The sequence below is a fragment of the Brachyspira sp. genome (genome assembly GCF_029258575.1).
Taxonomy (GTDB): Bacteria; Spirochaetota; Brachyspiria; order Brachyspirales; family Brachyspiraceae; genus Brachyspira.
Map to the genome: position 1 here is coordinate 21,701 of NZ_JARHYI010000033.1, position 25,442 is coordinate 47,142.

The window sequence follows — 25,442 nt, forward strand, 5'->3', positions numbered from 1 at the left end:
ATTCGAAATAAAATTTTGACAAAATACTATCACTTTAGTATAATGTACAAACTATTTATACAATATTATTTTCATTAGTGATATTGTATACTTTACAAAAATAGCAAATTAGCAAATATATTTTATTTATAATTAAATTGGGTTAATGAAAAATGAATGAATATAAAAATAAAAAAGCTGTAATATACTCTTTCTCAGGTACAGGAAACACTGAGAAGGTAGCAAGAGAATATAAAAGAATATTTGAAGAAAACAATGTTGAAACTTTATTATATAATGTAGGCGATTATTTTGATAATATGCCTAATCCTGAAGATTATGATTATGTAGGTCTTGCTTATCCTATACATGGATTTAATGCTCCTTATCCTATTTTTGATTTGGTAAAATTATTTCCTAAACTTGATAATAAGAAAATTTTTATCATAAAAAGTTCTGGGGAGCCTCTTACTATTAATAATATATCTTCCGAGCCAATAATGGCTAGACTTAAGCCTAAAGGTTATGTTCTTACTAATGAATATCATTATATAATGCCTTATAATATAATGTTCAGGCATACTGATGAGTTTGCTGCTAATATGTGGAAAACTGCAAAAGCATTATGTGTTATAGAGGCAAATGAGGTTTTACAAGGCAGAGAAAGTTTTTTGAAGAAATTTCCATTTGGAAGATTTATAGCGTTTTTGTTTAGAATAGAGCATCCTGCTATGAAGATTAATGGTAATTTATTTAAAGTAAAAAAGATTTGCACTCATTGTAATTTATGCGTTAAAAAATGTCCTGTTAATAATATTTATAATGATGAAAAAGGCGATATTAAATTCAAAAATAAATGTGTTATGTGTACGAGTTGTGCATTCAGATGTCCTGTTGATGCCATCACTATAGGAATATTAAACGGCTGGAGAGTTAATGGTATTTATAAATTTGAAAATCCTCCTAAAGCCGAGAAAAGTAAGTATGATAATTACTGTAAAAAGGCTTATGAGAGATATTTTTCTGAAGCTGATAAAAAAATACATTATTATTCTGATAATGCTAAAGAGGAATATAAACAAAAACTATATTATAAAAATATAGAAAATTACTTACTTAATAAGTAAATATTATTCTAACGCTTTTTTTGAAATTTCCGAAAATGAAAAAAAACAATATAAAAAATAGTTTGGAGCGGAAAATGATAAAGAAGTCTTTAGCAATATTAATAGTTATATTATTAACTTTTACAATATCATGTCGAAAACCTTCAGAAGGTAATATAGAAGATGATTATATTAATGAAATAGGGAAAGAATATCAAAATTCATCTAGTAATGATGTTGTAGTAGAAACTAATAATGGCTTATCATCAGGCATTGATAATACTAATGGCACTAATAATAGCTTATCATCAGGTATTGATAATACTAATGATATTTATATAGAAACAGAAAATAATAATACTCAAGTAAATAATGATAATCAATTTAATCAAAATGTTTCTCAAGAAAATAATATACCTGTATATACTGCAGAACCTGCTAAAAAAAGACCTTTAAAAGCTACTATAGATACTTTTTACAGTCCTTGGACTTCTAAAAATGATCCGCTAATGATTAGAGAGATAAGAGTTATGATAGCCAATAAAGAATATACTCAGGCTTTAAACTATATAAATAAATTAGACTTCAATAATTTGCCAGCTGATGTTGATATAGGACATTTATATCAATTCAAAGGTATAGTTCATTATTTCCTTTCCAAAAATGATAAATCAAATATAGCTTTAGCAGATGAATGCTTTAAAAAAGTTGAAGGCTTAACTAAAATAGAAAAATTCAAGCCTCTTTCATTATTATGGAATGGTATGTTATATCAAACTTATTCTACAGATGAAAATAAGCTTAAAGAGGCTATTACTTTACTTGACAGAGTTATTACAGAGTATCCTAGAACTAGATTTGCTAATGATGCTGTATTCTATAAGGCTGTAACTATTAAAAAATTAGGTATGCCTGAAAATGAATATAATGATCTTTTCCTATCTATAAAAAGAGGCGGTTTTGTTGATACTTTGGTATTCTCTCAAGTTATAAATGACTATGTACCTGCTAATGATTTAGTAGATAAAGAAATGGTTAAATAATTTTTACTTATTTTTATTTAATTAGTAGCTGCTTTTTTATTATATTATGGTTTTATAATTTAAATTAGACTTTAATGATTAAATGTTTTTTTATTTAAAAAGCGACAACTTATTTTTTATAGGCTGCCGCTTTTTTATTTTTATAAGTATTATAATTTTTCTTCTTTAAGGAGATTATTGAATTGATTTCTTGAGTATACAGTTACTTTATCATTATATGAAACATAACTTTTAGCACTACTGCTCAATTTTACAGGCACTATTAAAATACCGTTTTTAGCTCCTGATTCATTAACCATCATTAAGAAATCTCTGATGATTAATTCTCCTATTTCTATTTTTTTCCATCTTTTAAAAGATATTAGAGTAGTATCTTTTTTATTTCCTTTAGTATTATATGTGAGATAGTTAACTTCATCACCATAATCGCTTGTAGAAGCAGCATCTGTATATTCCTGTATGATAGAATGTGATAATTTTGTGCGTATTAGATTTTGACATAGCTTTTTAAAATCTATTATATTCATATTATAAATCTTATCAACTTTTTGAACTATTTTAAGATTCATTTCATTTGAATTAGTATTTTCTGATATTTTCAATTCATCTAATACTTTTTTAATATTTATATTATTTTGTATTTTTATTAAAGAAGTTAAGTAATTTATATCAATAAATGATCCTTCCCATAAATCTACAGCTTTTTCCCAATTTTCTATATATTCTTTATCAACATACTTTTCATAATTATCATTTTTAGAATTATCTAATTTTATGAAATTTCTTAACTTATTAAGCTGCTCTGTAGCATTATTTATATCTGATAAATATTTAATTATATTTCCAATATTATATGAAGCGAATTCAGGTAAATTGAGATTCTTTATATTTTGAAATAATTTTATTGATAATGATAAATCTCTCAAAAAATATGAATAGAAAGAATAATCCATAATCAAATCAGATATTTTTTTATCAGGACTAGCTATATTATATTTTTTATATAAATCATCATATAGTTCTTTAAACTTTTCATTATCAAGAATTTTATATAGTATGTGAAGATATATTCTGTCAAGGAAGAATTTATCTTTAACATTTTTATCAACAATGATTTTCTCTATAAAGCTTCTTGCAATATTTAATTCATCTGAAATCATATACATTGATATCAAAGTACGATTTACAGAATCAATATCATTTATATTTTTTTCTTTTACAATTCTTTTTTGAAGTTCTTCCAAAAATACAATACATTTTTTATAATCTTTTGATTTGAAAAAACTGAATGCCGCCGCTTTAATAGAATCTATATCAAATTCATTTTTATTGAGTATAGCTTTATTAAAATGATCGCATGCAACTATATAATATCCTTCATTGCAAAGAACAGTACCAGCTTTTATATTATGAAGCATGCTTCCAGAATTTAGTTTAGCAATTTTTAGAGTATATTTGAAAGCCTCTTCTTTTTTTTCTATACTCTCATAATATTTTTCGAGTTTTAAGCATACTTCTAATTCCTCTTTTTCTTGATAAAAAGAAAGCGGAAGTAATTTTTCATACATTTCAAAAGCAATTTCAGTTTCTCCTATTTGTTCTTTGATTTTAGCCAATTGGTAAATAGATACATAATCTTTTTCATCTTCATTGATTTTATTTGTCAATTCTTCTATTTGTTTTCTGATATGTTTGTTTGAAATACCTTTTTTGTCTCTACATAAAATTTTCCTTATAATGAGAATAATTAAAATTATTAATACTGCGGATGCTGATATAATATAAAGCATTTTAGATAACCTTTTCCTATGATAACTACATAAATAATATATCATTTTCTATATTTTTCAATCTTTATTACTTCTTTATTCTAAAAAAAATTATAGACTAAATCATTAATTTAATATATTATATTATATTTATATATTAAATTAATGGATTTTGGAAAATGGAAAATATCAAAGAGAAAGAATTCAGTATTTCATTTATTAGTATATTGCTTATTTGTTCTTATATAGCCTGCCAAATGATATCGAATATAGCAAGTGTAAAAATAGCGAATGTTTTAAATTTGGCAGTAGACGGTGGAACATTTTTATATCCTTTGGCTTTTACAATTAGGGATATGGCACATAAAACTATAGGTAAGAAAAATACTCAAAAGCTTATATTGGTTTCTGCCATTATAAATATATTTTCTCCTATATACTTTTATATGATATCTCAAATACCTGCAGATTCAACTTGGGAATTTAATGAGGCTTTTAAATTAACATTAAGCCCTGTACTTAGAATAGCAATAGCTTCTATAGTAGCTTCTTCATTATCTGAGCTTGTAGATACTGAGATATATCATTTATTTGTTACTAAAATTACAAAAAAATATCAATGGTTTAGAGTGCTTATTAGTAATGCATTCAGTATACCTGTTGATAATTTGATTTTTGTAGTTATAGCATTTTGGGGGGCATTGCCTTTTGATGCTTTAGTTGGTATATTTATATTTAATTTTATAGTAAAATATGCTGTTACTATTATAAGTGTTCCTATGATATATTTAGTAAAAGATAAAAATTATCATAATTAATTAAAAGTTATTTACATAAAATAATATAATTGTTATATTTTGAATACAAAAATAGAGAGTTGATTTTATGAGAGCTATTATAAAATATTTATCATCATATTTACCTGAAAACATAATAACTAATTATGATTTAGAAAAAAAGTTGGATACTGATAATGATTGGATAGTTTCAAGAACTGGAATAGAAGAGAGAAGAATAGCAGATAAAAAGGAAAGTTCTGGAGATATGGCAATAAAAGCTGTAGAAAATTTAAAAGTAAAAGGTGCTGTAGTAGAAGATGCTGATGCTATAATAGTTGCTACTTCTACAAAATCATATACTTTTCCTTCTACTGCAGGACTTATACAAAAGGCATTCAATATAAAAAATTCCTGCCTTGCTTTTGATATATCAGCAGCATGTTCTGGATATATATATGCTTTAAATACGGCTGCTTCTCTTATAGAGAGTAAAGAGTGTAAAAAGGTTTTGATAATTGCCACTGAAAAATGTTCTGATATACTTAATTGGGAAGACAGAACAACTGCTATATTATTTGGAGATGGTGTAAGTAGTGCTTTATTAGAGGCTTCTGATGATGATAGTAAGGGTATTATATCCACCGATATAGGTTCTGAGCCTAATGATGAAATACTTATAGTAAAGGGTGGAGGAAGTGTTTATCCTATTACGAAAGAGAATGTTGAGGATAATACTAATACTATATCAATGGCTGGTACTGAAGTTTTTAAGAAGGCGGTTAAGACTTTCGATGAAACTATAAATAAAACTGTACAAAATGTTAATTTGGATTTGAATAATTTATCTCTTATAATAACACATCAGGCTAATACTAGAATAATGAATGTTGTTGCTAAGAATTTAGGTTTAAAAGATGATAAATTCTATGTTAATATACAAAAATACGGTAATACATCTGCCGCAAGTGTAGGAATAGCTTTTACTGAGGCTTTTGAATCAGGTTCTATAAAAGAGGGCGATTATGTATTATTAACCGCTTTTGGGGCAGGACTTACTTGGGGTTCAACTTTAATAAAATTCTAATAATATAATATAGAGGTTTTTTATTATGACATTGTATGAATATTTATATTCTGGTTTTGGTAAGAAAGAGGATTTAAATTGTGCTGAAAAGATTCTTTATGGAGCTAATAAAGTTTATGAACTTGGTATAAATAAAAATGATTTAAAATTGGCTGCTGGTTTTGGTGGTGGTATGGGTGTTGGAATTACATGCGGAATATTAACAGGCGGAATAATGGCACTTGCTAAAGCTTTTATAGAGGATAGGGGACATGAAGGTACTCTTTTAAAAGAAATAGAAGTTGAATATATAAATAAATTTAATGATAAAATGGAAAGTATCAATTGCGATACATTAGTAGAAAAATACAGACATCCAGAAGAAGGATGCAGCTATTTAATATTTGAAGCTGCTAAAATATTTGATGAATTAATGGAAAAATATAAAGATTATAGAAAAAATTAATTTTCAAGTTTTAAAAATACAGCAGAAATACTTATTTTTAAAACCCTAAATAATATCGCATATAGAATTAATAATATTTAGTTTTTTTCTTTCTCTTTCACTTAAAGGTGCATATTTAGATTTGTATATTATATCATTAGCGAGTACTATAAATTGTTCTTTAAGCATCTCAGCCGCTTCTTTAGGTGTTTTTCCTGTAGATTTTATAGCTAAATCTTCATTGCCTATTACATAATGATCATCGGCTATTTTCATCATATAACCTTTTAATGGTTTTTTAAAATGAAAATCATCTACATCATTAAAATTTAATTCTATTTTTTGTTTTTGTGCCATTAATATATACCCGCCTTTTTTGCATAATCTTCATTTGTTAAACTAAAAGTTTTCTGTGTAAATATAATATTATTAGTATTGAAGGCATAAGGAACTTTTCCTTTTAATCTGCTTACTGCATTTGATATAGCCTGATCTATAACTATATATAATTCTTCAGCATGTCTTTTTTGATACTTCATAACATCGGCAATAACTATCTCATAGGCAGTTTGTCTGGTAGGAGCACCAGTATCTCCTATTATATGATAAGAATCGCCATTTAAGGTATCTATCCATAAATAATTTTCCTCTAAATCATATATCTCAAAATTTATAGTAACCTTTTGAGACCAAAAAGACATAGTGGAATTAGCATACATTATACCGTCTACCTTATCGGCAAGAGCAGATAAAGTTTTCTCACTCAATCTATTCGTTGCCAAAGTACCAGTAGCAGCTACATAATTAGCACCCAATATGGAGTGATTAGGCAATTCAGCAAAATCTTTATTTCCCATAGCTTCTTCTAAAGTTATGAGCCTAACCATTTCATTTTGGGAATTAAAATTACTAATAAAACTGTTCAATACAAAATCAGTATATATTTCAGTATTTAAATATTTTAATCTATCTAAATAATGATTAGTCATACTTTTAGTAAATGTAAAAGAAGCAACAGCTATAGTTCTATTTTTTCCTATAATATCATCTACTTTCACATAAGAATATTTAGAAGCACATGATATAGTAATAAATAAAGATAATATTATAAATATAAAAAAATTAATTTTCCTATTCATCTAATATATTTTCCTTAAACTATTCTATTGTTTTTACAGTTTCTTCTTCATTAACTTCATTATTAACTTCATTTTTTCTGTACTCTATTACCTGATTAATAATAGATTTTACAGCATAATCTTTATCTGTAGAAGCAAGTAAATTTAAAGATCTATCAACTCTTATATCATCATAATCTTTCAATGCTTCAACTGCGGCCATTCTAACCCATTTGTTTTTGCTTGATAAACTATCAAGTATAGAGTTTAAAAGTGCCTTTGCATTCATTTTTCCAGCTACTTTAAGCCCTTCTATTTGAACTTGTAAATCTGTATCAGATATAGATCTTTTTACCCTATCAATAGCTTCAGGATTATTGGCATCCAATCTTCCAAGCCCTAAAATAGCTAAGCATCTTACATTGAAATCAGGATCTTCAACACTTGCCCTAAGAAAATCGCTGTATGCAATATCTGCCTCTATCTTACCTAAAACCCATATTGCCTCAGCACGCACCTCTCTTCCTCCATTTTGAGCTGCATTAAGAACCCTTAATATAACTTCCTCATTGTCTGGATTTTTAGCAAGTTTCTTTTCTGCTTTATTAACATCATCTAATCTTCTTAATGTAACATCTTTTTCAGAGCAAGATAAAAACAATAGAGATATTACAAAAGCCATTATAATTTTTTTCATATTATTTTTATAACCATTTACTCTTTAATTTATTAATTTCTTCTTTAGCCTTTTCTACATTTTCTATAGAGCCTTGAGCAAAAGTATCTTTTCCACCGCCTCTACCTCCGCTTACAGCTATAATATCTTTTATAATATTATTAGCGGATAATTTCTTTTCTTTCAAAGCATTTCCTGTTATCTGAACAAGTATAGAATTTGAAGAATCAGTTTTACTTATCATCACAGCAATACTGTCTTTTACTCTCTCTTTTATAGTGTCAGCATAAAGCCTAACTTCTTTAATATCTTCATAAAACTCTAAATTATAGAATCTAATTCCTTTTAACTCTTCATAGCTATCCATAAAAGAAACAGTAGCAGCACCTGAAGTTTTTAACTGCTTAATCTCTTTTTGAAGCTTTTTTACTTCATTTTGCAAACTCTCAGCTCTAACTGTAAGTTCATCAGTTTTTGAAGCATTAAGTATATGTGCTAAATTTTTCACTTTATTGAATAATTTACTAGCCTCATTAGCAGCCTTTAATCCAGTAATAGCCTCTATTCTTCTCACACCACTTGCCACAGAACCTTCGCTTACTATATGAAAATAACCAACTTCAGATGTATTTGTCAAATGACTTCCTCCGCATAGTTCCACAGAGAAGCCGTTTCCTATATCAAGTATTCTTACAGTATCAGGATATTTTTCACCAAATAAAGCCTTAGCACCGCAGGAAATAGCCTCTTCTTTAGGCATATATTTTATTACAGCAGGCATTGATTTGAATACAGCTTCATTAACTTGATTTTCTATATTCATTAAAGTTTCTTCAGATATTGAATCAGGATGAGTAAAGTCAAATCTTAAATATTCATCTGATACAAAACTTCCAGCCTGATTAATATGATTTCCAAGTGTAAGCTCTAATACTCTTTGAAGTATATGTGTAGCTGTATGATTTTTTCTTATAGCACTTCTTCTATTAAAATTAACAAGCAGTTTAACTTCTTCTCCTACATTTAAAGAATGCTCACTGCAGTCTGCTATATGTATAATAGTGTTTTCTTTCTTTTGAGTATCTATTATTTTTATCATTTCTTTTTTTGAGTTTTCTATATATCCATTATCTCCGATTTGTCCACCCATCTCACCATAGAAAGGAGATACATCAGTTATTATTACAGCCTTTGAAGATGAAGTTTTTTCTTTTTGATTATTATCTTCATATATAGCTACAATTTTTGCATTTACTCCATTAATTAAACTATCAGTATCTTCGCCTACATATTTAGTTTCATAATTTTCAACATAACCAAATTTTGATTTTTTATATTCGCCAGTTCCTCTGCTTCTTTTTTTCTGCTCTTCCATAGCCTCTTCAAATCCAGCCTTATCAACTGTCAATCCATGATCAGCAGCTTCTTCTTCTGTTATATCTATAGGAAGTCCGTAAGTATCAAAAAGCATAAATGCATCTTTTCCTGATATTACTTTACTCTCTTTGCTTTCTTCAAATACACTGTAAAGTTTATTCATACCAGCAGATATTGTATTTATAAATTTATTTTCTTCTTCTTTTAATATTTTTTTAACATTCTCTTCTTCTTTAGGAAGATAATCATATACCTCTTTATAAACATTAACTACAGAAGAAGTAATTTCATTTAAGAAAGCAACCTTATGTCCTAAATCGCTTGCAGTTTTTAAAGCTCTTCTTAAAAGCCTTCTAAGTACATAACCGCGTCCATCATTTGAAGGAGTACAGCCTTCTGATATTACAAATACTAATGCCCTTAAATGGTCGGCTATTAAATTTATTTTAGTTTTATTTTTATCTTCATATTTTACATTAAGTTTTTTAGCTATAGCATCAACTATAGGCTTCATCACATCAGTTTGATAATTGCTTTCAACACCTTGTGTAATATAGCATAATCTTTCAAGTCCCATTCCTGTATCTATACCAACATTAGGTAAAGGAGATAAATTACCATCAGTATCCTGAAAGAATTCATTGAATACCAAATTCCAAAACTCTAAATATCTCTCACAATCGCATCCAACGAAACAATTAGGATTATCACATCCTTTCTCTTCTCCCATATCAATATAAAGCTCACTACAAGGTCCGCAAGCTCCAGAATCTCCAGCAGGTCCCCAGAAATTATCCTTCTTTCCAAGTCTTACTATCTTTTCTTTAGGTATTCCTATATGTTCATTCCAAATTTTAAAAGCATCATCATCTTTTTCATAAATGGAAACATATATTTTTTCAATAGGAAGTTTAATTACTTGAGTAGAAAATTCCCAAGCAAATTCTATAGCCTCTTTCTTGAAATAATCTCCCATAAAACAGAAATTACCAAACATTTCAAAAAAAGTATGATGTCTTGCTGTTTTTCCTATATTTTCTAAATCAGAAAGTCTGAAACATTTCTGTATAGTTGCAACTCTTGAATAAGGAGCTTTTTTTATACCCGCATAATATGGTTTGAATTGAAGCATTCCCGCTGTAGTAAATAATAGACTAGGGTCATCTATAGGTATAAGAGATGATGATTTCTCTATTGCATGCTGTTTGCTTTTAAAAAATTCTTTAAATTTTTCTCTCAATTCTAAATGTGTCATAATCACTCCTGTTTTTAAGAACATTTATATACATAAAAATTAATACTTCTTAATAAAAAAAATCATATCTTACTAATAATATATTAAATTAATTATGAATGCAAGTTAAAATTAAAAAATAGTAACATAACACAAAGAATCATATTGTGAATAAAAAAGAGGAGTGATTATTTTTTCCTCCTCTCTTCTATTAAACTTATAAAAGTTAAAGCACTATTCTATAATTATAACATAAGTCATTCTTGCACGTTTTATTGTTATGGTAAAGGACTTATCATTTCCATAAGATTTAACAAAGTTATTATAATCATCTATATTTGAAATAGTGATTCCATTAATAGCTTTAATAACATCTCCAGGTCTAAGTCCGTATTGATACGCCTTTGAGTTTTGAGTCATATTAAGAACTACAACTCCTCTCTCATTGCTTCTTATCTGAAGTCTTTGAGATATTTCAGGAGTAATATTAGAAACATCTAAACCCATCCAAGAACGAGTACCACTTTGTGAATTATTCTGCGACTGTCTAGTAGGTACAACATTTTCATCTTCAACTCTAGCTTCTATAGTGATTTTTGTAGTTCTTTCTCTTCCATTTCTCAAATATTTAACGGTAACTTCTTTTCCTACTTTTGTAGTTGCTACTTTATTAAATAAATCTCTTGATTTTGTCATTTTCTCATGATCATATTCTATTATGATATCTCCGTCCTGTAAACCACCTTTATGAGCTGGAGAATCAGGTATAACCTCACTTACATATACACCGCTGTTTTGTCTTACATTAAGACCTCTTGATAAATTTTCATCTATATCCTGTAAGTATATTCCTAAATATCCTCTTGTAACCTTTCCATTTTCTTTTAAATCATTCATAACAGAAGTAGCAAGATTGATAGGAGTAGCAAAACCTATTCCTATACTTCCACCTGAAGTAGAGTATATTAAAGTATTAATTCCTATTACCTGACCATGAATATTGAATAAAGGACCTCCAGAATTACCAGGGTTTATAGCAACATCAGTTTGTATATATCTCTGATATTTATTTGCTCCAACATCGCTTCTACCTTTGGCACTTACAATACCGAATGTAACAGTATTATTAAGTCCGTATGGATTTCCTATTGCAATAGCAAATTCTCCTGGTTCTATAGCATCACTATCTCCCAAAGAAACATAAGGGAAAGTTCTGTTATTAGCCTCTATTTTTAATAATGCCAAATCATAAGCCTCATCATATCCTATTAATTTAGCAGGAAGTTCCACATCTTCACCATATAAAGTAATCATTATTTTAGTAGCACCTTTTACAACATGATAATTAGAAAGTACATAACCTTCTTCATTAATAATAAAACCGCTTCCTAAAGATTTCTGACTTCTTTTTTGTCTAGGCATTTGATCTCCGAAGAAAAATCTGAAAAACTCATCAGCATATCTGTCTTCTTCTGTCTGACCTGCATCTATTTCTGTAGATATATTAACAACAGCAGGCATATTTTTATCAACTACTTCTCTTATAGCACCTTCAACAGCTAAAGCTCCGTCTAAAGATCCAGAGAAAGAAGTTTTTTCAGGTGCCGCTTGAGCATGAACTAAAAAGTTATCTTTTTTATAATTTTTTTCATACGAAAATATTAAGAAAGAAATAATTATACCAACCAAAGTAAATGTAAGCCCAAGGTTAAAAAAGAACATAAATGAACGTTTTTTTTGCTCCATATACTCATAACCTCCTAATTTATTAAGATGTATTTTCAAAACTAAAATTTAATAATTGCCTTAATTATATTAAAGTAACAACAAATATAATATTTTTTTATAAAAATTATAATGAAAATGCTATTATATGAAAATTCTGTCCTATAGTTTTTAAAATAAAACATATATACAATTATTAATTTTAGTAGATTTTATATAATATATAAACCTAGAAAAAAAATACAAAGTAAAAAACTATTTATAATTATTATGCTTATAAAATATTTCGGGTTCGCCTTTAGGTCTGGTATTCCATCTAGGATGAATCCAAAGCCAATTTTCAGGATGTTTTGCTATTATTTCCTCTAATTTTTTTGTATATCTTTGAACATTATGTTTTATGGTTTCTTCTTTAGTTTCTTTTTCTTCTATATACATTATATCATGAACTATAACTTTATGATGTCCGTATCTATCTGGTAAACTATAAATTATTGCCATTGGTGAACCTGTTTTCATGGCTATAGCAACAGGACCTACTGCAGTTGCACATGAATAGCCAAAAAAATCAACAAAAACACCATCTAAATAATTCTGATCGCATAAAAATGCTACAGGAGAATTATCATTTAAAACATAAAATATTTCTCTTAAATCTCCCCATCTGGATATGCTTCTCATTCCCCTTTTTTCACGCCAAGAACGCATATAGGTATCTAATTTTGGATTGTCAAGAGGTCTGAATATGACACCAGGATTATATCCTTTTATAGCAAAATAAAAAGCTATATATTCCCAATTTCCTATATGTCCAGTAATAGCTATAATTCCTCTTTTATTTTTATTCATAGCCTCATCAAACTTATCTAGACCTTCTATTTTTATTCTTTTTAATATTTGCTCATCTGACATTTTTGATGATTTAATAAATTCAGCAAATGTCATAATCATAGATTTTATAGATCTCTTTGCTATTCTCTTTCTTTCATGAAAACTTTTTTCTGGAAATGCCTGTTTCAAATTAATTAAAGCTACTTTCCTAACACTTGGTACAAGATAATACATCAATGCACCTATAAGTTTAGCAAACAATATTACAATAATATAAGGAGTAAATGCTATTATTTCCATCAATATACGAAGTGGAATATATTCAAGCATCACAACCTTCGGTGATTTATAAGCCAAATGCCCCTCTCTCTTTTACTACTTTGTATTTTCCTTATCAGATTCTTCTTCAACTTCATTTTTTTCTTCTTGAGATTCTATTTTTTCTTCTTTACTCTCATCTTCATCAGATAATTTTTCATCTTTCTCTTCATCAAATTCACTATTTGACAATTCCGCATCATTTTTATTTTCAGCAGAATCATCATTCATATCATTTACATTATTTTCATTAACATCTTTATTTTCTAAATTATCATTTTTATTTTCAGTAGTAGTTTTTTCTTTATCTTCTATAACTTCATCTTCAATGTCTGCTGTTTCTATTAATATTCCAGCACCTGATAATTCTCCTTGTGTAATCAAATAATTAAATCCAGAAATGAAATAATAAGCTTCAGTTAAAGCTTTCATTACATTATATCCTTGTATTCTCTTTTTGCCCTTTCCTATTTCTGCTGAAAAGCTTAGTATATCATTAGGATTTTCTATTATTCTCTCTCTCTCTTCTTTATCTAACAATAATTTATCAAGTTTTTTCTTAAAAGGAGATATTATAGATATAAAAGTATTTCTTAAATTTTTAGCTAAATAAGAACGTTGACCATTTTTGTCAGAAAGCATAGAAACTCTCTGTTCAAAACGCATAGTCTTATCTTCTTCTATTTTAGTGATTGTTTTGCAAAGCTCACTGTATTCATTTAATCTTGAATTGGTATCTGATAATGATAAGAATATATTATTAAAATCATTTTTATAATCTGTTCTTATTTGATTATCATAAACCAAATTATATCTTACTTTATTGGAAACAAACACGGCAGAATATTCTCTATCTAAGAAATCTATTAAAACTTTTATTCTGTAAATTTTATCTTTAACAGGTACAATGAAGAATGGATCTGCTTCATATTCTATACCATTATCATCTTTGCTAAATGATACACATTTATTAATAAGTTTTACACCTATAGATTCAACTTTACTTAATTTTTCTTCTTCATTGTCTTTTTGTTTTCCTATATTTTCTTTAGCTTCTTCTATTTTAGTTTCCTGAAGTTTTTCTTTATCTTTTCTTAATTTAGTGTAGTATCCTAATATATCCTCATCAGTAATATTTAAATAACGGTTAAAATCACTAATAGTTTCTAATTTCTCTTTTGATGCATATTGTAATAGTATGAATAATTTAGGATAATATTTTGAATATATTAAATCTACAGCTCTTTTAAAAGCGGATATTCTTGAATTTGCTATACCTTTACTTATATTATCAACCATAGCATATGCAAGCATAGCTTTTTCTCCTGCCAATTTCATTCTTGAAGAATAAGCATGCAAAACATAAAGCGGTCTGAACATAGCTTTTATTTCTTTTACATAACTATCAGCCATAACATTGCTGTTTAATCTCTTATATGGTCTTAAGAAATCTTTATATGTTTTTTCATTATATTGATCTTTTATTCTCTCTAAAAGTTCCAAATCATCTAACTCTTTAGAAAATTGCGATATTATTTTTTGATGTTTTGCTTTGGCATCTATATTTGAACCTTCACTTGGGTTTAAAGCATTAAAGATGAGAGTATCCATTTCTAAAAGTGCTGCTATAACATTTTTATCTATAAAGTTTAAGAATTTAGGATTAACATTTCCTCCAATAAAAGTTATAACGCCTGCACTAAAGGCATTAAACCATAATTTTATATTAAATAATAATCCGTTATTCTTTTTGTTTTGAGTACTTACAGAAGAAGATTTACTAACATTTTCTTTAGTATTACTTTTTGTATTTGAGCCTTTTGAAGAATTTTTGTTTTCATTTCCACCTACCAATGTATTTGAAGATCTTCTAGATGATCCGCCTATTACACCTGTATTAACTTTTTTCTTATCAGCTGCAACTTCTCCGCCTGCATCTACAAATTTATTAAATAAATCTTTTCTTGCATCTTTATTAAGTTCATCTAATTTTAATCTATCTCTAGTGTTATCTATATCTCCCATAAATAATAACTCCCCATTATTTTACTGTTTTTTATATATTATAGTAGCACTTCCTTGATTTTCTGCCATAATAGTCATACTTGATATTTGTACATGGCTTTTTCTAGTCAAGGCATATTCTATATTATCGGCTATATCTTCAGCATATAAAGGGCTAAATCCTTTATAAACATTATCAGCCTTCTCTTTATCTCCTTTAAATCTTACGGTTGAAAATTCAGTATTTACCGCACCTGGTTTTATATTTGTTATTTTTATAGGCTTATCTATCAATTCTACTCTAAGACTGTTTCCAAATATTTCTACAAAGGATTTAGTAGCACAATATACAGCTCCTCCGCTATAAACTTCATCTGCCGCAGTAGAGGAAAGATTTACTATATGTCCATGTTTGCTTTCTAATATATAAGGAAGAAGAATTCTAGTTAATACTATTAATCCTTCGCAATTAACTCTAAGCATTTGTATTGAATCTTCTATACTATTTTTATAATACAAATCCTTTTCCAAAGCTAAACCTGCATTATTTATAAGTATATCTATTTTTTTATCTTCAAGATTTTCTATAGCTTTTTTAATATCTTCTGATTTTGAAAAGTCTAATTTTATAGTTTTTACTTTTACACTATATTTCTCTTCCAATCCAGATTTTAACTTATCTAATTTTTCTATTCTTCTAGCAGCAAGTATAAGATTAACGCCATTAGATGCCAGCATTTTAGCAACTGCCTCTCCAATACCAGCACTAGCCCCAGATACAAAAGCTGTTCTCCCTTTAATATTTTCTGCATACATAATATTGATTCCTAAAACTATATTTTATTATATCACTCATAAGTTCTTACTTTTCCAGCAACATCTTGAGCTGTATATTGCATACCAACCTCATTAAGATATTTACTTACCAAGCTATCCATTTGATTTTTTAAACCTTTTGAATATAGTTCCATAACAACAGTACAATTTTGCTGAGAATCCCATTTAGTATCAACAACAGAAGCTCCTCTTATTCTTCCAGCAACTCTTTCTTGTATAACATATTCATCTATCATACCTTTTTCAGTAGAACTTAAAGATTCTATATATGAACCTACGATCTTAGCAACTATTTTATTTTTGGCATCTAATTCTGCAGCTTGTTTAGAAGTAAGTTCTCTTCTAAATTTATCTGTAGTATCTATATCTTTAGCAGGAGAACCTAGTCCCATAACTCTAAAAGTATCATTATTAATCCAGCCTTCAGGTTTGCTCTTGTTTACACCATTTCCACATGAAATAAACAATAAAGATAATGTTATTGTCAATATAAATAATTTTACAAATTTCATTTTACATCTCCTTTCTTTATAGATGCATTTCATTATTTTTTAGTTTTATACTATAATAATATAAAAAAAATAATTTTATGCAATAATCAAAATGCAAAATTTATTACTTTATTTTATTATCGATTATTGTATTTTTTTACTTTAAAATAAAAAAGAGACTTTAAAAGCCTCTTTTTTTATGATATATTTTAAATATTATTCATAAGTTTTAACCATTCCCGCAATATCTTGAGCCGTATACTGCATACCTACCTCATTAAGATACTTACTTACCAAACTATCCATCTGTTTTTTGAGATTTTTTGAGTAAAGCTCCATAACAATGGTACAATTTTGTTTGGAATCCCATTTAGTTTCTATAATAGAAGTTCCTCTTATTCTTCCAGCAACTCTTTCCTGTATAATATATTCATCTATCATACCTTTTTCAGTAGAACTCAAGGATTCTATATATGAACCTACGATTTTAGCTGCTATTTTATTTTTAGCATCTAATTCAGCAGCCTGTCTTGATATTACTTCTCTTCTGAATTTGTCATTTACATCATTTGAAGGAGAACCCATTCCCATAACTCTAAAAGTATCATTATTAATCCAGCCTTCAGGTCTGTTTTTGCTTACTCCACTTCCGCATGAAACAATAAATAATAATGATATTGTAATTATAATAGCATTAAATATTTTTTTTCTCATAATTTCACTTAACCTCCATTTTGGATTATGTAAATATTATATATATTCAGTACTATATTGCAACATACACTATATAATTTTTTTTTATTCTAATTGACATAAAACTAACATTATATATAATTGTTAATTGAAAGTTATTTCTAAAATATAAAGGAATTCAAAAATGAAACTTAAACATACAATTAATTTTATTAAAAAACATACTGTGGCTGTATTTGTAAAAGTAGAAAAAGAAGAGCCTAAAGTTTGTACATTTAATGAAGAATATATAAAATTATTTAACAGCTTGGTAAAAGATAAATATTATACAATATCAACTCCTTTTGCTTTTGCATTTGCAAGTAATACAAGGGTAATTTTTATAACTTATAAAGAAGTAAAAAATTATATGTATGAAACTTGGAAAAATGCGGGTGCTTCATTAATAAAAATAATGAAAGATTTACATATTGATGATATAGAAGTGGATATGGCTGAATTATTTTCTGAAATAGCTTCTGAAGAATCATATATTCAATTTTGTTTAGGTATAATACTTTCTTATTATAGTTTTGATAATTATTTAGGAGATAAGAGATTAAAAGAAAAGTCAAATATTAAAAATATACTTTTAGTTTCAGAACATAAAAAAGATACAGAAAATGCTATATTAAAGGCAAGTCAAATAGCAGATAATATATTTTGGGCTAGAGATATGGTTAATGAACCTAGTAATGTTATAAATTCATTAACATTTGTAGATAGAGCAAAAAAACAGGCTGAAAGCAGAAAGATACCAGTTACAATTCTTACTGAAAAAGAATTAAAAACTTATGGTATGAATGGAATATTAGGTGTTAATGCTGGAAGTAAAAATCCTCCTAGAGTGTTTATAGCTCAATACAAGAAAGCTAAAGCTAAAAAGAATATTTTATTAGTTGGAAAGGGTGTAACATTCGATACAGGTGGCATGTCATTAAAACCTGCTGATAGCATGTTGGGTATGAAAGATGATATGGCTGGAGCTGCTGCTGTTTGCGGTGCTTTATTCTTAATATCCGATATGAATTTAGATGCTAATGTTATTGTGGTATGTCCTTTAACTGATAATAAAACAGGAAGCGGTGCTATTAATCCAGGAGATGTATTAAAAATGCATAATGGTGTTACAGTTGAGGTTGTTAATACAGATGCTGAGGGAAGGCTTATACTTGCCGATGCACTTTCTTATGGAATAAAGAAATATAATCCTGATTTTGTAATAGATATTGCAACACTTACAGGGGCATGTTCTATAGCTTTGGGTAAAAATGCTACAGGATTAATGTCTAATGATAAAGCATTGGCTTCAGCTTTGAAGGATGCAGGTGATGATACTTATGAAAGAGTATGGGAACTTCCTATGTTTGAAGAGTATAAAGAGCAGATAAAATCTGATATAGCTGATATTAAGAATACAGGCGGAAGATATGCAGGTACTATAACAGCTGCTCAATTCTTATCATATTTTACCGAAGGAGCTAAATGGGCTCATTTGGATATAGCTTGCACTTCTATAAGCGATGTTAATAATAAATATATATCTAAAGGTGCTACAGGAGTGGGAGTTTATTTACTTGCTAAAACAGTAGAAAAATTAGTTGATATAGATAAGTTTTAATATTTATTATAGATAAAAATAGGGAAGTGTATTAATTGATGTGCTTCCTTTTTTTATGAATAAAAAAGTATTATAATTAATTTTTAAACTTGAAATTATTTGTGTAAAATGTTATAATAAATTTTCAAATTAGATAAAATGGGAGTGTATATGCCTTCAGGAAGAAAAAGACTTCGTCAAAAGATGGCTACGCATAAACGTAAAAAACGTTTACGCAAAAATAGGCATAAGAAAAAATAATATAAACTAACATTATACATTTTAATGTTTTCGTCTCTTGAAGTATTATAGTTTTTAATGGGAAAATAATATGACAAGCAATGCTAAAACTGTCATAGAAGTATGTGTAGGACTTCATTGCTCTATGAATGAATCCTATGCACTTTTAGAAACCATTCGTTCGCATTATGACTTACAAATAGGCATACTGTCTTCTGATGGTATGCTCCTTAAAGAGATGGAGTGTATGCATAATTGCCATAATGCTGTACCTGTCCTTATCAATGGTATGGAGTGTACAAAATCGTCTTTTAAAAGTATTATTAAGTATATAGAAGCTATACATGTAAGAAAAAGATGAAAAAGTTTGTACTGCATAATGAAAATGTTATAGAAAGTATTAAGTCATATATTGATCATTTCGGTGATTATTTAGCCGTTCAGAAAATTAATGAATCTTTTTTTGAAGATTTGAAGAATTATCCTATATTTAAAAGGGATATAACTCAAGATTCTATTTATAAAATATTAACAGATGCTAATATTAAAGAAGATTTTATACTGATAAATGTTGCTTCTTTAGATTATTTAGTTTTTAAAGATAAATTTATTATAAAAAATAATCCACATTTAATATTAGACGGAGTTCTATTTATAGCCAAAATTCTTAATATAAAAAAAATAGATATAGTATTAAAAAATTATTATTTAGAAGAAAAAGATATAATAATAAAAGCTATTGTAGAGGCAGAAGATTCCAATTTCACAAATGATACAAAAATAAATATATATGATGAAGATTCATACTATAATGAATTTAATATTAGAATAATACCTTCATTTTTTGAAAATAAAAAATACATATTCGATTTAGAAACTATTTCTCAAATTACATATTTAGCACATATTGGAGGATTTTCATTTAAAAATTATGGCTCTGGAGAATATAAAGGTACTAATATACTTTCTGTTTCTGGGGATATTCTAAAGCCTAATTTATATGAATTTGAAATGTATACTCCTTTAAGAAATGTGGTAAAATCTATAGGCGGTACTGATAAGAATTATACTATAAAATGTGTATTTACAAATGGTTTTTTAAATCCTCCTGTAGATTTTAATACTTTTCAAAAAATGACTTTGGATTATGAATGCTTTGATAGTTTTAATATGAAATTTGGAAACGGTGGATTATGCTTTATACAGGAAAATAGATGTATGATAAGGGTGGTATTAAAGATAATTCAATTTGCAAAAACTATATCATGTAAGAAATGTATGCCTTGCAGTTATGGATTTGATTTATGTGAATATTATATAAATAGAATGCTTTTGGGGAATTCTGATTTTAATGATTATGCTAATTTAAAAGAAGCTGTTGAAATGGTAGATATTGGTGCTTCATGTTTATATATAAAAAGTTTGGCTAAATGCATATCATCATCTATAGAGATGTTTAGTGATGAATTTTTGTATTTGATAGAAAATAGGGTAACATTATATAGTTTTATAAAAGATTAAAAAATCTTAAGAGGCTTTATAAATGATAGTAAAATTTAATGTTGATGGAAATACGGTATCGGCTCAGAAGGGATATACTATACTTCAGGCTTTATCTTACATTAATATAGATATACCTCATTTATGTTCATACAATAAAAATAATACTAATACATTTGAAAAAAAAAATAGTATTTTAAGATGCAAATTATGTTTGGTTAAGGTAAAGAAAAAAAATGAAAATTCATATTCTTATAGATATGCTTGTAATGAAATAGTTGAAAATGGAATGAGTGTTTTGAATGATAAAGATGAAGATATTATAAAGTATAGAACTTCTCTTCTTAAAGCTATACTTTATATGCATAAACCTATATGTGAAAGCTGCGGTGCTGATTATATTTGCAAATTGAAAAAGTATTTGGATATTTATCATATTTCTATAGAGGCTTCAGAGAATGCATTTAATGAATATGATTTTAATATAAAAGAAATAAAAGATTATGTATCAAAAATGAATCTGCCTAATTATATAAAGCTTAATTTTGAAAGATGTATTAATTGCGGTATATGTATTGATTATAAAGTTGTTGATGGATATAACTCTATGATAACAGATTTATGTCCTACTCATGTTTTTGATGTTGAAAGAAGTATAGATAATAAAAATAGAGATGATATAAGCACTGTAAAAACTATAAGCAGTTTTTGTATAGGATGCAATCATTTATGCGAAGTTGATTATAGTTATATAAGTCATAGTATAAAGGATATATCATCACCTAATGGCAAGAAGTATGGTTTATGCGATTATGGAAGGAAGATGGATTATTACTCTAATAATGTATTAGAGACGCCTTTTTTTAATGGAATGCAATGCGAATTTGATAGGGCTAAAGGGCTTTATCATGAATTTATAAATAATATTGATTTGGATTGCACTTTGGCTATAGGTTCAAGTATGTATCCTATAGAAGATATTAAGGCTTTTGATGATTTTGTTAATTGTATAGGGTTATCGAATTTGGCAGTAAAAAAAAATAGAATGGCTACAAATTCAGGAGTTATAAGAAATAATTATACTAATATTAATGATTATTCTATTAAGGATTTAAAGTATTCTATATTTTACGATAATATAAATGATGAAAAATTCAAAAAATTTATTATATTGGGAGATGCTTTAGATGATAATGATGATATAATAAATTTTTCTAAAAGGAATAAAGGGAATTACATAGTATTCAGTCCGAATTTTTCTGTTTTGGCTTATAATGCTTATTTAAGTTTTCCTATCTCATATATAGGAGAGTTTGATGGACATTATATAGACAGACATGGAAAGGTTAAAGAGATAGTAGCTTTTTTGGATAAAAATAAAAATAGATTAAATTTAAGAGATTTATTAAAATATTTGTATTTGTAATAATTTTGTTATATACTATATATATAGGCTTGCATATATACTAATTATTATTTTCTTATCAAAATATAGGAGAGGTATTTATGGCAAAAACGAGAGCTGAGATACTCCATAATAATGAAAAATATGATATTATTATTATAGGAGGTGGAGTTATGGGGGCTACAATAGCATTAAAAACTTCGAGAGTAGGTCTTTCCACACTTTTGCTTGATAAGCATGATTTTTCTTATGGTTCTTCATCAAGAACTTCAAAGATGCTTTCGGGTGGCTTTAATGATATGAATAGCAAAAATCTAATAAATATAGCCCATAGAGTAAAAGAAAGAAATAATCTAATGTATAAAAGTTCTTCGCCTTATTTCGGTGTTGTCAGTCCCATATATGAATATAATGGTTCGGGTCTTTTTAGAGAAGAGCTTAAGGCTATACTATACGATATATTTTCTCTATTTGGAAAAACAAAAAAGCATATATCTCATAGCAGAAATGAAACATTAGATGATTTGCCTGATTTAATAAGTAATGATGTTATAGGTTCTATAGAATATTATGAGGGATTATTGGATGATTCAAGATATGTTATAGAATTATTATTGAAAGCTGAAAGCTACGGCACTGATTTATTGAATTATGCTGAAGTGAAGGCTTTTGAATATAATCAAAAAGAAATAGAAAATGTAGTATTTACCGATAAAATCACAGGAAAAGTTTATACAGCAAGTGCCAAAACGATACTTATAGCGGCAGGAGCTTGGGGACATAGTATAAGTTCATTGCTTCCTAATGGAAATTTTGAAGATGGTGTTACTTATGTTAAAGGAAGTCATTTAGTTATAGATAATGATTTAATACATATAAATAAATCTGTGGTTTTACCAAAAATAAAATCAAGAGCAAATGTATTTTTAATGCGTTGGAAAAATAATACTATTATAGGTCCTACTGTTAAAAAAAATATTAATAATTTTGACTGTGTATATACTACAAGCGATGAGGCTGAGTATTTACTTGATATATATAATACCTATTTCAGTTCTATAGTTAATAAAAATCATATAATTACAACTCAGTCTGGTATGATGCCTCTTAATCCTTCACAATTTAAAATACATTCACATCCTCAATATAGATTATTTTTAGTGGAAGGAGGAAACTTTACTACTTCTTCTCATATTTCTATAAAAACTTTAATAAGGATGTATGGAAAACCTTATAAATGGTTCAGCAATCAAAAAGTAATAAACGGTAAATTTGATAAAAATACAGAATTAGTTTTGAATGAAAAAATGCTTAAATTCCTTATAGATTATTTTGGATCTGTGAATTTAATTTTAAAATTGAATGAACTTTGTAAGAATGATTCTTCCTTACTTGTAGAGGTAGGTTTAGATTATAGAATTAACAGAGGTCTTATCAAATATTTTATTGAAGTTGAGCATGCTATACATTTAGATGATATTATGATGCGAAGACTTAGATTTATACTTACCGAAAATGACTGCGGTACTTTAATATCTGAACATATAGCAGAGGAAATGGCTAATATTCTTAAATGGGATAAACAGAGAACCGAATGGGAAATAAAAAGATACAGAACAGAAATAAAAAGATCTAGGGTTGCTTTATATTAAATCTTTGAATCCTCGTAATATATTAAGTCCTGTATTTCCGCTTTTTTCAGGATGAAATTGTATTGCGTATATATTATCATTTTTTACAATAGCTGGTATTCTTATATCATATTCACTATCGGCTATTATACTATTATCACAATTTTTTCCATAATATGAATGCACAAAATAAACATATTCCATATTTTTAATATATTTAAATATTTTATCTTCTTTTTTTATATTGAGATTATTCCAGCCCATATGAGGAACTTTCAATTCTTTATTATTTAAATCTTTTTCTATAGGGCATATATTTCCGCTTATAAGACTAAGTCCATTATATTCTCCATATTCATAACTTTTATCAAAAAGCATCTGCATACCTAAACATATTCCCAAAATTAACTTGCCTTTTTTTGCTTCATCTATAATAGTATTTTTTAATATCCCATCATTTTTTTTCTCAAGTTTTTCTATAGCATCTCTAAAAGCTCCAACACCAGGAAGTATAATAAAATCAGAATTTTTGATAACTTTGTCATCATCTGTAAGTACAGCATCTATACCTATATATTTTAATGATGATATAAGAGAAAATAAATTTCCAACACCATAATCTATTATAACAGTCATTTTTAATCCTATTTCTTTCGATAGATAATTATACTAAAATAAATTATAAAAGTCAAAATATAAATATTTAATTTAATTTTAGCTAAAATAATAAATTTTATAATGATTTAATTTTTATTATTTTCAAGCATACCCTTCGTAGATAGAACTTCATTTTTATATTTTTCATCTATTTCACAAGCCTGTGCCAAAGACCTAGCTACACCTTTAAATATTGATTCTATTATATGATGAGTATTTTCTCCATAAAAAGTTTTTATATGCAAGGTTATATTCATAGTATTTGTTAGAGCTGTAAAAAACTCTTTAACAAGTTCTGTATCGAATTCTCCTACTTTTTCATGTTTTAAATCGCTTTCAAAAACTAAATGACTTCTTCCGCATATATCAACTGCTACTAATGTTAAAGCTTCACACATAGGCATGCAGAAATTCCCATATCTTTTTATACCTTTCATATCTCCTAAAGCTTCAGAAAAACATTTTCCTAAAACTATAGCAGTATCTTCAACAGAATGATGATAATCAACATCGATATCGCCGTCGCATATAGTTTCTAAATCGAATCTTCCATGTCTTGCAAATAAATCAAGCATATGATTAAAGAAACCTATTTTAGTGTTATTACTATATTTTCCGCTACCATCTATATTTAATTTAATTTTTATTTTAGTTTCAGCAGTATTTCTTTCTATCTCGGAAGTTCTCATGATTAAATCTCCTAAAAATAAATTATAATTATACTTTCATTTTTTGCAATATTTATATAATTTTTTATATTGTTTAAGTTCCATAGATATTGCACACTTTTAGTTTAAAAAAAATGAGATATTCCTTATAATTTAAATTGCTAAAAAAAACAAAAAGGAATATCTATGAAACAGTATAATACACAACAGAAAA

The 25,442-nt window shown here is 27.1% G+C and carries 23 protein-coding genes; 10 read left to right on the forward strand and 13 right to left on the reverse strand.

Going from position 1 to position 25,442, the window contains the following annotated elements:
* Positions 1-152 precede the first annotated feature (152 nt).
* Positions 153-1,106, forward strand: coding sequence for an EFR1 family ferrodoxin (locus Q1J76_RS02710; RefSeq protein ID WP_300366408.1), 954 nt, complete (start codon positions 153-155; stop codon positions 1,104-1,106).
* 74 nt (positions 1,107-1,180) lie between these two features.
* Entirely contained in the window at positions 1,181-2,128 is a 948-nt protein-coding gene (locus Q1J76_RS02715) for a tetratricopeptide repeat protein (RefSeq protein ID WP_300366411.1), read from the forward strand.
* A gap of 149 nt (positions 2,129-2,277) precedes the next feature.
* Here Q1J76_RS02715 and Q1J76_RS02720 read toward each other — a convergent pair whose 3' ends face one another.
* Positions 2,278-3,918 carry a tetratricopeptide repeat protein gene (locus tag Q1J76_RS02720; protein ID WP_300366414.1) on the reverse strand — a complete coding sequence of 547 codons (1,641 nt, stop codon included), beginning with the start codon at positions 3,916-3,918 and terminating at the stop codon, positions 2,278-2,280.
* A 158-nt stretch (positions 3,919-4,076) separates the two neighbouring features.
* Here Q1J76_RS02720 and Q1J76_RS02725 point away from each other — a divergent pair, with 158 nt between their 5' ends.
* The 3 genes from Q1J76_RS02725 (at position 4,077) to Q1J76_RS02735 (ending at position 6,205) form a co-directional block, all read left to right on the forward strand.
* On the forward strand, positions 4,077-4,715 hold the full coding sequence (locus Q1J76_RS02725; protein ID WP_300366417.1) for a queuosine precursor transporter: 639 nt from the start codon (positions 4,077-4,079) through the stop codon (positions 4,713-4,715).
* 67 nt (positions 4,716-4,782) lie between these two features.
* Positions 4,783-5,760 (forward strand): beta-ketoacyl-ACP synthase III, encoded by a 978-nt coding sequence (locus Q1J76_RS02730; protein ID WP_300366420.1) that lies wholly within the window; start codon positions 4,783-4,785, stop codon positions 5,758-5,760.
* A 25-nt stretch (positions 5,761-5,785) separates the two neighbouring features.
* Entirely contained in the window at positions 5,786-6,205 is a 420-nt protein-coding gene (locus Q1J76_RS02735) for a C-GCAxxG-C-C family (seleno)protein (protein WP_300366423.1), read from the forward strand.
* Positions 6,206-6,250: 45 nt separating this feature from the next.
* Here the strand turns inward: Q1J76_RS02735 and Q1J76_RS02740 are convergent, their stop codons facing one another.
* The 10 genes from Q1J76_RS02740 to Q1J76_RS02785 all read right to left on the reverse strand — a co-directional run bounded on the left by Q1J76_RS02740 (position 6,251) and on the right by Q1J76_RS02785 (position 17,509).
* Positions 6,251-6,541, reverse strand: a complete 291-nt coding sequence (locus tag Q1J76_RS02740; protein WP_300366427.1) for a hypothetical protein — start codon at positions 6,539-6,541, stop codon at positions 6,251-6,253.
* Complete coding sequence (locus tag Q1J76_RS02745; RefSeq protein ID WP_300366430.1) at positions 6,541-7,323, reverse strand: hypothetical protein; 783 nt, start codon at positions 7,321-7,323, stop codon at positions 6,541-6,543. Before Q1J76_RS02745 ends, Q1J76_RS02740 begins: the two co-directional genes overlap by 1 nt.
* Positions 7,324-7,342: 19 nt before the next feature.
* Positions 7,343-7,999, reverse strand: coding sequence for a HEAT repeat domain-containing protein (locus tag Q1J76_RS02750; RefSeq protein ID WP_300366433.1), 657 nt, complete (start codon positions 7,997-7,999; stop codon positions 7,343-7,345).
* Positions 8,000-8,006: 7 nt separating this feature from the next.
* Complete coding sequence (gene alaS / locus Q1J76_RS02755) at positions 8,007-10,610, reverse strand: alanine--tRNA ligase (protein WP_300366436.1); 2,604 nt, start codon at positions 10,608-10,610, stop codon at positions 8,007-8,009.
* A 213-nt stretch (positions 10,611-10,823) separates the two neighbouring features.
* A complete protein-coding gene (locus Q1J76_RS02760; protein WP_300366439.1) occupies positions 10,824-12,335 on the reverse strand; it encodes a DegQ family serine endoprotease in 1,512 nt (503 codons plus the stop codon).
* 234 nt (positions 12,336-12,569) lie between these two features.
* On the reverse strand, positions 12,570-13,502 hold the full coding sequence (locus Q1J76_RS02765) for a lysophospholipid acyltransferase family protein (RefSeq protein WP_300366442.1): 933 nt from the start codon (positions 13,500-13,502) through the stop codon (positions 12,570-12,572).
* An 18-nt stretch (positions 13,503-13,520) separates the two neighbouring features.
* Entirely contained in the window at positions 13,521-15,488 is a 1,968-nt protein-coding gene (locus Q1J76_RS02770) for a hypothetical protein (RefSeq protein WP_300366444.1), read from the reverse strand.
* Between the two features lie 21 nt (positions 15,489-15,509).
* Positions 15,510-16,283, reverse strand: coding sequence for an SDR family NAD(P)-dependent oxidoreductase (locus tag Q1J76_RS02775; RefSeq protein WP_300366447.1), 774 nt, complete (start codon positions 16,281-16,283; stop codon positions 15,510-15,512).
* Positions 16,284-16,315: 32 nt separating this feature from the next.
* Complete coding sequence (locus Q1J76_RS02780) at positions 16,316-16,816, reverse strand: hypothetical protein (RefSeq protein ID WP_300366450.1); 501 nt, start codon at positions 16,814-16,816, stop codon at positions 16,316-16,318.
* A gap of 195 nt (positions 16,817-17,011) precedes the next feature.
* Positions 17,012-17,509: a hypothetical protein gene (locus tag Q1J76_RS02785; protein ID WP_300366454.1), complete on the reverse strand. Its 498-nt coding sequence runs from the start codon at positions 17,507-17,509 to the stop codon at positions 17,012-17,014.
* Between the two features lie 163 nt (positions 17,510-17,672).
* Between Q1J76_RS02785 and Q1J76_RS02790 the strand changes: the two genes are divergently transcribed.
* From Q1J76_RS02790 to Q1J76_RS02810, 5 genes are all read left to right on the forward strand, one after another.
* Positions 17,673-19,148, forward strand: a complete 1,476-nt coding sequence (locus Q1J76_RS02790; RefSeq protein ID WP_300366457.1) for a leucyl aminopeptidase family protein — start codon at positions 17,673-17,675, stop codon at positions 19,146-19,148.
* 310 nt (positions 19,149-19,458) lie between these two features.
* Positions 19,459-19,728: an NAD(P)H-dependent oxidoreductase subunit E gene (locus Q1J76_RS02795; protein ID WP_300366460.1), complete on the forward strand. Its 270-nt coding sequence runs from the start codon at positions 19,459-19,461 to the stop codon at positions 19,726-19,728.
* Positions 19,725-20,888: an NADH-ubiquinone oxidoreductase-F iron-sulfur binding region domain-containing protein gene (locus tag Q1J76_RS02800; protein ID WP_300366463.1), complete on the forward strand. Its 1,164-nt coding sequence runs from the start codon at positions 19,725-19,727 to the stop codon at positions 20,886-20,888. The genes Q1J76_RS02795 and Q1J76_RS02800 overlap by 4 nt, the downstream gene beginning before the upstream one ends.
* 22 nt (positions 20,889-20,910) lie before the next feature.
* Positions 20,911-22,293, forward strand: coding sequence for a 2Fe-2S iron-sulfur cluster-binding protein (locus tag Q1J76_RS02805; protein ID WP_300366466.1), 1,383 nt, complete (start codon positions 20,911-20,913; stop codon positions 22,291-22,293).
* Positions 22,294-22,373: 80 nt separating this feature from the next.
* Entirely contained in the window at positions 22,374-23,924 is a 1,551-nt protein-coding gene (locus tag Q1J76_RS02810) for an FAD-dependent oxidoreductase (RefSeq protein WP_300366469.1), read from the forward strand.
* Here Q1J76_RS02810 and hisH read toward each other — a convergent pair.
* Both hisH and hisB read right to left on the reverse strand, forming a co-directional pair.
* A complete protein-coding gene (hisH, locus tag Q1J76_RS02815) occupies positions 23,916-24,539 on the reverse strand; it encodes an imidazole glycerol phosphate synthase subunit HisH (RefSeq protein ID WP_300366472.1) in 624 nt (207 codons plus the stop codon). The two genes, Q1J76_RS02810 and hisH, sit on opposite strands and share 9 nt — an antisense overlap.
* Before the next feature lie 107 nt (positions 24,540-24,646).
* Positions 24,647-25,249, reverse strand: a complete 603-nt coding sequence (gene hisB / locus Q1J76_RS02820) for an imidazoleglycerol-phosphate dehydratase HisB (protein WP_300366475.1) — start codon at positions 25,247-25,249, stop codon at positions 24,647-24,649.
* Positions 25,250-25,442 lie beyond the last annotated feature (193 nt).